The sequence below is a fragment of the Pseudonocardia sp. genome, assembly GCF_025465255.1.
GTDB lineage: Bacteria > Actinomycetota > Actinomycetes > Mycobacteriales > Pseudonocardiaceae > Pseudonocardia.
Genome location: NZ_JAODNI010000210.1, coordinates 1 through 7,991 on the forward strand (window position 1 = coordinate 1; position 7,991 = coordinate 7,991).

A 7,991-nucleotide genomic window follows, 5' to 3' on the forward strand; every position below is an offset into this window, starting at 1 on the left:
CACGATCTGGCAACCCTCTGTCACGCGCGGATCCGCTCCGGCGCCCCCAGCACGTCGTCGAGCAGGTCGTCGGTGTCCTCGCGGCCCGCGGAGAGCCGGATCAGCCCGGGCGGCACCGCGTCCCCCCGGCGTTCCCGGCGGCCCGCCGGTCGTGGCCGCTTGTTGCAGCGGTGCGCCGGGCCGGTGACACCCACATCTCCGGGGCTCTGGGCCGAGCCGAGGAGCTCGGGTCTGTCGGGGGCGGCGCCGCGCGCCTCGTCGAGGCCGCGCTCACCCGGGTATCTCGATCCCCGACAGCGCGAAGAACAACTGCTCTCACGCGCGGATGCGGTCCAGCGCCCCCAGCACGTCGTCCACCAGATCGTCCGTGTCCTCGCAGCCGGCGGAGAGCCGGATCAGCCCGGGCGGCACGGCGTCCCCCCAGCGTTCCCGGCGGTCCGCGGTGGTCTGGAGGCCGCCGAAGCTCGTCGCGGAGACGACGAGACGGGACGCGGCCAGGAACTCCCCGACCTGCGCCTTCGACCGGAGCGTGAACCGCAGCACCCCGTTCCACCTGCGCATCTGCTTCGACGCGACGACGTACGAGGGATCGTTCGGCAGCCCCGGCCAGCGGACGTCGCTCACCGCGGGGTGCGTGGTCAGCGCCAGCGCGAGGGCGTGGGCGTTCGCCGCCTGCCGGGCCAGCCGCAGGTCGAGCGTGCCCAGGCCGCGGTGCGCGAGCCAGGCCTCCATCGGCCCGGGGATCGCGCCGCCGCGGGTCCGGGCGGTCTTGATCCGGTCCGCCAGGATCGGGTCCCGCGCGGTGACGTGCCCGAGGACGACGTCCCCGTGCCCGGCCAGCGCCTTCGTGTCCGACGCGACGACGAGATCGGCGCCTAGCGCGAGCGGTCGCTGTCCGAGCGGGGTCGCGGTCGTGTTGTCGACGGCCACCAGCGCGCCGGCCGCGTGCGCGCGCTCGGCGACGGCGCGGATGTCGCACACCTCGAGCCCCGGGTTCGACGGGGTCTCCAGCAGGACGAGCGTCGCGCCGTCCACGATCTGGTCGTCCCAGGCCCCGGCCGTCGCGACCTCCCGGATCTCGACGCCCAGCGGCGCCAGGTCGTCCTGTGCCAGCACCCGGGCGAGGTAGTAGCCGTCGCTGGGCAGGACGATCGCGGCGCCGGGCTTCGCGGCGAGCCGGAGCACCGCCGCGATCGCCGCCATCCCCGAGGAGAACGACGTGCAGACGCCGCCCTCGAGCTCGCCGATCGCGGACTCCAGCACCCGGAAGGTCGGGTTGTCCGGGCGGCTGTAGAAGTCGTGGGCGGGCGGTTCGTGCGGCAGCCCGAGATGGAACGTCGCGGACAGCACCGGGCCCGGGTGCACCGGCTCCCCCACCGCCCCCCTCTCCAGACCGCCGTGCACGCAGCGGGTGCCGTCTCCGGTCATGGGTGCCTCCTCCGTCGGCTCGTGCGCGGAAGATGTCGCCCTGGCGACGACTTCCATGCACTGGCTATTCGGGGCGGGGCGCGCGGGTGATCAGCTCCTTGCCCACCGCGGTCGCGGACCAGCCCTCGTGGCAGACCCGGCGCACCGCGTCCGCGATGGGCAGTTCGACCCCGTGCCGCTCGCCCAGCTCGCAGATCGACAGACAGGATTTCACGCCCTCGGCGACCTGCCCGTGGTTGGCCTCCCCTGCCTGCTCCAGGCTCTCGCCGCGGCCGAGGTGCTCGCCGAACGTGCGGTTGCGCGAGAGCGGCGACGAACACGTCGCGACCAGGTCCCCGAGGCCCGCGAGCCCGGCGAAGGTCAGCGGGTCCGCGCCGAGCGCCTGGCCGAGGCGCGCCGTCTCCGCGAGCCCGCGGGTGATCAACGACGCCCGGGTGTTGTCCCCGAGCCCCATGCCCGCCGCGATCCCCACGGCCAGCGCGATCACGTTCTTCCCGGCCCCGCCCAGCTCGCAGCCCACCACGTCGGTGTTCGTGTAGGAGCGGAAGTACCCCGACGAGGTCGCGCTCTGCAGGGCGACGGCGCGCTCGTGGTCCGAGCAGGCGATCACGGTGGCGGTCGGCTCCTCGGCGGCGATCTCGCGGGCGAGGTTCGGCCCGGACACCACCGCGACCTGGTCCGGCGTCACCCCGGCGACCTCGGCGACGACCTCGCTCATCCGCTTGAGCGTCCCGAGCTCGACCCCCTTCGCCAGGCTGACCAGCGTCCGGCCGCGCGGGAGCAGGTCCCGCCAGTCGTTCAGGTTGGCCCGCAGGGTCTGGGACGGAACGGCGAGCACCACGGCGTCGACGCCGTCGAGCGCGGCGGCGGCGTTCGTCGTCGCGGTGATCCGATTCGGCAGCACGACGCCGGGCAGGTAGTCCGGGTTGAGGTGCCGGTCGCACACGGCGCGGGACACCTCGGGGCGGCGCGCCCACAGCACGACGTCCCGGCCGGCGTCCGCGAGGACCTTCGCGAACGTGGTCCCCCAGGATCCCGCCCCCAGGACCGCGACCCGCTGCAGCGCCGTCACCGGTCGACCCGCTTGTAGAACTCGGTCGGCGCGACCCCGCCCCGGACCTCGGCCAGCAGGTCCCGGACCTCGCTCATCACGTGGTCGGTGACCTCGCGCAGGATCGTCGCGTCGAGCGGGCGGCCGCGGTAGGCGGACAGGTCGATCGGCGGGCCCGCCTTCACCGTCACCGTCGTCCGCGGCAACGGCCGGAACTTCTTGTTGTAGTGGTCGTAGATCTCGCGGGTCCCCCAGTGCACGACGGGGATCACCGGCACGTCCGACGACAGGGCGAGCCGGGCGACGCCCGTGCGGGACTGCATCGGCCACCCCTCGGGGTCACGGCTGATCGTGCCCTCCGGGTAGATGACGACGACCTTGCCCTTGCCGAGCGCCTCGATGCCGTCGCGGAGGCTCTGCTGCGCGTCCGCGGAGTCCCGGTAGACGGGGATCTGCCCGCTGGCGATCAGGATCCGCCCGAACACCGGGATCTTCCAGAGGCTGTGCTTCGCGAGGAACCGCGGCACCCGCCTCCCCCGGTAGACGTACAGCGCGGTGTGCGCAGGGTCGAGGTACGAGATGTGGTTGGCGACGATCAGCGCTCCGCCGTCGGCCGGCACGTTCTCCAGACCCAGGTACCGGTTGCGGCTGGTCAGGAAGTTCAGCACGGTGAACACCACCGCCGACACCCAGACCGAGAAGCCACCCTTCTCACGCGTCACCCACGACCTCCTGCTCCGTCGGCGCACCGCGGACGATCACCGCGGGCGAGTCTCCCGTGACGGTACGGGGCGGGTCCAGGAGTCCGCGCCCGTGCGCAGCGCCGGAGTGGAACGATGGGTGGGTGCCCCTGCGTTCCGGACCGGTCCCGTCGCGAACGGACGTCGTCGTGCCGGTCAAGCCGCTGCACGCCGCGAAGTCCCGGCTGCGCGGCGCCGCGGACCGCGGGATCGGGGACCCGCAGGCCCACGCCCGCCTCGCCCTGTCGCTCGCGCTGGACACCGTCGCCGCGGCCCGGGCGGCGAGCCGGGTCGGCGAGATCGTGGTCGTGACGTCCGATCCGGAGGTCTCGGCCGGCGTCACGGCGCTCGGCGCGTACGTGCTCGCCGACGAGCCCGCGGCGGGCCTGAACGCGGCCCTGCGCCACGGTGCGGAGTGGCACCGCAGACGACGCCGGATCAAGAACCTCGCCGCGGCCGGAGTCGCTGCGCTACAAGCGGATCTGGCCGCCCTGCGCCCCGACGAGCTCGACGCCGCCCTCGCCGCGGCGCAGTCGCTCTTCGCCGCCGGGAGCGCCACCCGCGTCTTCTGCGCGGACGCCCACGGGGACGGCACGACGCTGCTGGTCGCCGCCGTCGGCGTCGCGCTGGACCCCCGGTTCGGGCGGGGCTCGGCGGATGCGCACCGGGAGTCCGGGGCCGCGGCGCTGACCGGGGCGTGGCCGGGCCTGCGCCTGGACGTCGACACCGAGGCGGACCTGCGGGAGGCCGAGACGGCCGGCATCGGCCCGCGCACCGGCCGCTTGCTCGCCCCGGATCGGGGCAGCCGCCCGGCGTGATCTTCGCGTTATCGTTCCGTGATTCGAAGTTCACCCGGATGTCAGTCCCCCGGACCCGGTGCACCCCGGTCGGGTGGGGAAGAATCGCCGCGTGGGTGATCGCGAAGACGACCGGCAGGAACAGTCCGCCAAAGGTTCCGCGTCCCCCGAGGCCACCGGCTCCGGGGGTGGCGCCGGTGACGGTTCCGGGCGCAGGCGCGCGCGAGCCGCGGCCCGGCGACCGGCCCGGCCGGCGACGCGACGGGTGAGCGCGAGCGCGCGGCCGTCGTCGAACTCCACGTCCGGCGCCGCGAAGGCGGGTGCCTCCGTGGCCAAGCCCGCCACGCGCGGGAGCGGCAGCCAGGCGGAGCCGGACAAGCCCGGCCCGGCCGCCCCGCCCCCGCCCGCGAGCACGGCGGTCAGCCCGCCGCCCCCGCCCCCGCCCGCCACCGGGTCCGGCGCGGCGCCGATCAGCCCGCCCGCGCCGATCACCGCCGCCGCACGCTCGGGCCTGCCGGACGACCGCTACCTCAACCGCGAGCTCTCCTGGCTGGACTTCAACGCCCGGGTGCTCGCCCTGGCCGAGGACACCAGCCAGCCGCTGCTGGAACGGGCCAAGTTCCTGGCGATCTTCGCGTCGAACCTGGACGAGTTCTACATGGTCCGGGTCGCCGGGTTGAAGCGCCGGGACGAGATGGGCCTGGCCGTGCGCAGCGCGGACGGGCTGTCCCCGCGGGAGCAGCTGCGGCAGATCGGCGAGCGCAGCCAGGCGATCTCGGAGGCGGCCGCCCGCGTCTTCCTGGACGAGGTCCGCCCCGAGCTCGCCGCCAACGGCATCCACATCCGCCGCTGGTCCGATCTCACGGACGCGCAGCGGCTGCGCCTCTCGGACTACTTCGCCGCCCAGGTCTTCCCCGTGCTCACGCCGCTCGCGGTGGACCCGGCGCACCCCTTCCCGTACATCTCCGGGCTGTCGCTGAACCTGGCCGTCACCGTGCGGGACCCGGAGGGCCGCACGGAGCGGTTCGCGCGGGTCAAGGTGCCGAACAACGTCCCGCGGCTCGTCCAGGTGCGCGAGGACGAGGGCGATCCGGGCCGGGGTATCACCTTCCTGCCGATCGAGGACCTCATCTCCGCGCACCTCGGCGAGCTGTTCAACGGGCTCGAGGTGGCCGAGGTGCACCCGTTCCGGGTGACCCGCAACGCGGACCTCGAGGTGGAGGAGGACCGGGACGAGGACCTCCTGCAGGCCCTCGAACGCGAGCTGGCCCGCCGCCGCTTCGGGCCGCCGGTGCGGCTCGAGGTCACGGAGACGATGAGCGAGCACGTGCTGGAACTGCTGCTCCGCGAGCTGGACGTGCACCCCGGGGACGTCGTCACGGTGCCCGGCCTGCTGGACATGACCTGTCTCTGGGAGGTCTACGCCACCGACCGGCCGGACCTCAAGTACGAGCCGTTCCGCCCCGCCACGCACCCCGCGTTCGGCGAGCGCGAGACCCCGCGCAGCATCTTCGCGACGCTGCGCGAGGGCGACGTGATGGTCCACCACCCGTACGACTCCTTCTCGACGAGCGTGCAGCGCTTCATCGAGCAGGCCGCCGCGGACCCGAACGTGCTGGCGATCAAGCAGACGCTCTACCGGACGTCCGGCGACTCGCCGATCGTCGACGCGCTGATCGACGCGGCGGCGGCCGGCAAGCAGGTCGTCGCGCTCGTCGAGATCAAGGCGCGGTTCGACGAGCAGGCCAACATCCGCTGGGCGCGTGAGCTGGAGAAGTCCGGCGTGCACGTCGTCTACGGGCTCGTGGGGCTCAAGACGCACTGCAAGACGTCGCTGGTCGTGCGCCAGGAGGGCTCCACGATCCGCCGCTACTGCCACATCGGCACGGGCAACTACAACCCGAAGACGGCGCGGCTCTACGAGGACATCGGCGTGCTGACCGCGGACCCGACGATCGGCGCGGACCTCACGGACCTGTTCAACTCGCTCACCGGCTACTCGCGCCAGACCTCCTACCGGAGCCTGCTCGTCGCGCCCTACGGCGTGCGGCGCGGGATCGTCCGGCGCATCGAGGACGAGATCGAGGCGTTCCAGGCGGGCAACGAGGACGCGCGTGTTCGGATCAAGGTCAACTCGCTCGTCGACGAGCAGGTCATCGACGCGCTGTACCGGGCGTCGATCGCGGGGGTGCCCTGCGACGTCGTCGTCCGCGGGATCTGCGCGATCCGGCCCGGCCGGCCCGGGCTCTCGGAGAACATCCAGGTCCGCTCGATCCTCGGCCGGTTCCTCGAGCACTCGCGGATCTTCCACTTCGGCGCCGCGAACGAGTACTGGATCGGCAGCGCGGACATGATGCACCGCAACCTGGACCGCCGGGTCGAGGTGCTGCTGCGCGTCGCGGACCCGGCGCTGGCGGGGCAGCTGGGCGCGCTGTTCGACTCCGCGCTGGACCCGGCGACGCGCTGCTGGACGCTGCAGGCGGACGGCACGTGGGAGCCCTCGCCCCCGCCCGGCTCGGACCTGGAGAAGGTCCGGGACCACCAGGCGGAGCTGATGATCGCCCACGCCTTCCGCGCCTCGTCCGACAGTGAATGAGGGACCTGGTCCGGCCGTGAGTCCCGATCCCTCCGCCCTCGACGCCGACGTCCTCGCCGCGGGCACCGTCGCCTGGCGCCCGGGCAACGTCGGACCGCTCGTGGCGCTGGTGCACCGCCCGAAGTACGACGACTGGTCCCTCCCGAAGGGCAAGGTCGACCCCGGTGAGTCCCTCTCGGCCACCGCCGCCCGCGAGACCTGGGAGGAGACCGGGCTGCGGGCGCGGCTCGGCGCCCTGCTCGGGGACGTGCGCTACGACGTCCCGGAGGGCCGCAAGCTCGTCCGGTACTGGGCGGCGGAGTGCCTGGACCCCGTCGACTTCGTGCCGAACGAGGAGGTCGACGAGCTGGTCTGGGTCCCTCCGGCGGAGGCGATGTCCCGGCTGACGTACGACCACGACCGGGAGATCGTCGCGCGGTTCGCCGCGCAGGGGCCGCCCCGGTCCGTGCTGCTGGTCGTCCGGCACGCGAAGGCCGGCAGCCGCAGCGACTGGGACGGCGACGACGACCTCCGCCCGCTCTCCGCGGCCGGTCGGCGCCAGGCGGCGCTGCTGGTCCCGTTCCTGGCGCGGTTCGGCCCGGAGCGGGCCGTCACCGCCCCGCCCGTCCGTTGCCGGGACACGATCGCCCCGCTCGTCTCCGCGTTGGGCCTCGAGCCGCCGTCCGTCGAGCCGCTCCTCGGCGAGGAGGGCTACTGGGAGGCCCCGGACCGCGGCCTGGCCCGCTTCCACGAGCTCGCCGCGCAGCCGGGTGTCACGGTGGTGTGCAGCCAGGGCGGGGTGATCCCGGACGTGGTGGGCACGCTCCTGTCGGAGTGGGGTCTGAACCCGCCCGACGTCGACGAGGAGAAGGGCATCCCCTCGAAGAAGGGCAGCACCTGGGTCCTCTGCCTGTCCTCCTCCGGCGCCATGACGAGCGCCGACTACTACCCCGACCCCACCGCGTAGCCCCACCCGAGATCATCCGGCGAGTAGCGCTCTCGGCACTACCGAATCGCCACGCGGGGCACGAGATCGCGACTCGCGGGGTTTCCCATCGCGACTCGCGGGATCTCAGGTCGCGACTCGCGGGGCGGTTACTTCTTGGCCTTGCCCTTCGCCGGGGTCTTCTTGGCGGGCTTGGCGGCGGCCTTGGTCTCCTTGGTCTCCTTGACCTTGGCGGCGGCCTTCTTCGGCTCGGCCTTCTTCGCCTGCTTCTTGGCGGGCTTCTCCGCGGGGGCCTCGGTCTGAGCGGTGGGCGAGCCCGACGTCTTGGCCGCGCGGCGGGCCGGCTTCGCGGGCGGCTCCACGACGGCGGGCGTCTCGACGACGGCGGGCGTCGGCGCGGCGTCGGAGGCTGCGGCCGTGGTGGCCCGGCTCCGGCGAGCGGTCGTCGCGGGCG

7 protein-coding genes and 1 pseudogene are annotated in these 7,991 nt (G+C 73.9%); 3 read left to right on the forward strand and 5 right to left on the reverse strand.

Annotated features, from left to right (window positions below):
• Window positions 1-20: 20 nt before the first annotated feature.
• From JWP64_RS26015 to JWP64_RS26030, 4 genes are all read right to left on the reverse strand, one after another.
• Window positions 21-194, reverse strand: coding sequence for a hypothetical protein (locus JWP64_RS26015; RefSeq protein ID WP_297502336.1), 174 nt, complete (start codon window positions 192-194; stop codon window positions 21-23).
• A gap of 121 nt (window positions 195-315) precedes the next feature.
• A complete protein-coding gene (locus tag JWP64_RS26020; protein ID WP_297502338.1) occupies window positions 316-1,428 on the reverse strand; it encodes a cystathionine gamma-lyase in 1,113 nt (370 codons plus the stop codon).
• 64 nt (window positions 1,429-1,492) lie between these two features.
• Window positions 1,493-2,491 carry an NAD(P)H-dependent glycerol-3-phosphate dehydrogenase gene (locus JWP64_RS26025; RefSeq protein ID WP_297502346.1) on the reverse strand — a complete coding sequence of 333 codons (999 nt, stop codon included), beginning with the start codon at window positions 2,489-2,491 and terminating at the stop codon, window positions 1,493-1,495.
• Between the two features lie 5 nt (window positions 2,492-2,496).
• Window positions 2,497-3,201: a lysophospholipid acyltransferase family protein gene (locus tag JWP64_RS26030; RefSeq protein WP_297502340.1), complete on the reverse strand. Its 705-nt coding sequence runs from the start codon at window positions 3,199-3,201 to the stop codon at window positions 2,497-2,499.
• Between the two features lie 122 nt (window positions 3,202-3,323).
• Here JWP64_RS26030 and cofC point away from each other — a divergent pair, with 122 nt between their 5' ends.
• The 3 genes from cofC to JWP64_RS26045 all read left to right on the forward strand — a co-directional run bounded on the left by cofC (window position 3,324) and on the right by JWP64_RS26045 (window position 7,558).
• On the forward strand, window positions 3,324-4,037 hold the full coding sequence (cofC, locus tag JWP64_RS26035) for a 2-phospho-L-lactate guanylyltransferase (protein WP_297502342.1): 714 nt from the start codon (window positions 3,324-3,326) through the stop codon (window positions 4,035-4,037).
• Window positions 4,038-4,485: 448 nt separating this feature from the next.
• Window positions 4,486-6,612 carry an RNA degradosome polyphosphate kinase gene (locus JWP64_RS26040; protein WP_297502347.1) on the forward strand — a complete coding sequence of 709 codons (2,127 nt, stop codon included), beginning with the start codon at window positions 4,486-4,488 and terminating at the stop codon, window positions 6,610-6,612.
• A 16-nt stretch (window positions 6,613-6,628) separates the two neighbouring features.
• A complete protein-coding gene (locus tag JWP64_RS26045; RefSeq protein WP_297502344.1) occupies window positions 6,629-7,558 on the forward strand; it encodes an NUDIX hydrolase in 930 nt (309 codons plus the stop codon).
• Window positions 7,559-7,686: 128 nt separating this feature from the next.
• On the opposite strand, the pseudogene JWP64_RS26050 reads toward JWP64_RS26045, so the two are convergent.
• Window positions 7,687-7,991, reverse strand: a pseudogene (locus tag JWP64_RS26050) (hypothetical protein); the annotation flags it as partial.

What these genes read in the sequence shown, in the direction of transcription:
- JWP64_RS26020 (WP_297502338.1), bottom strand. Translation starts at nt 1,428, where the DNA reads ATGACCGGAGACGGCACCCGCTGCGTGCACGGCGGTCTGGAGAGGGGG.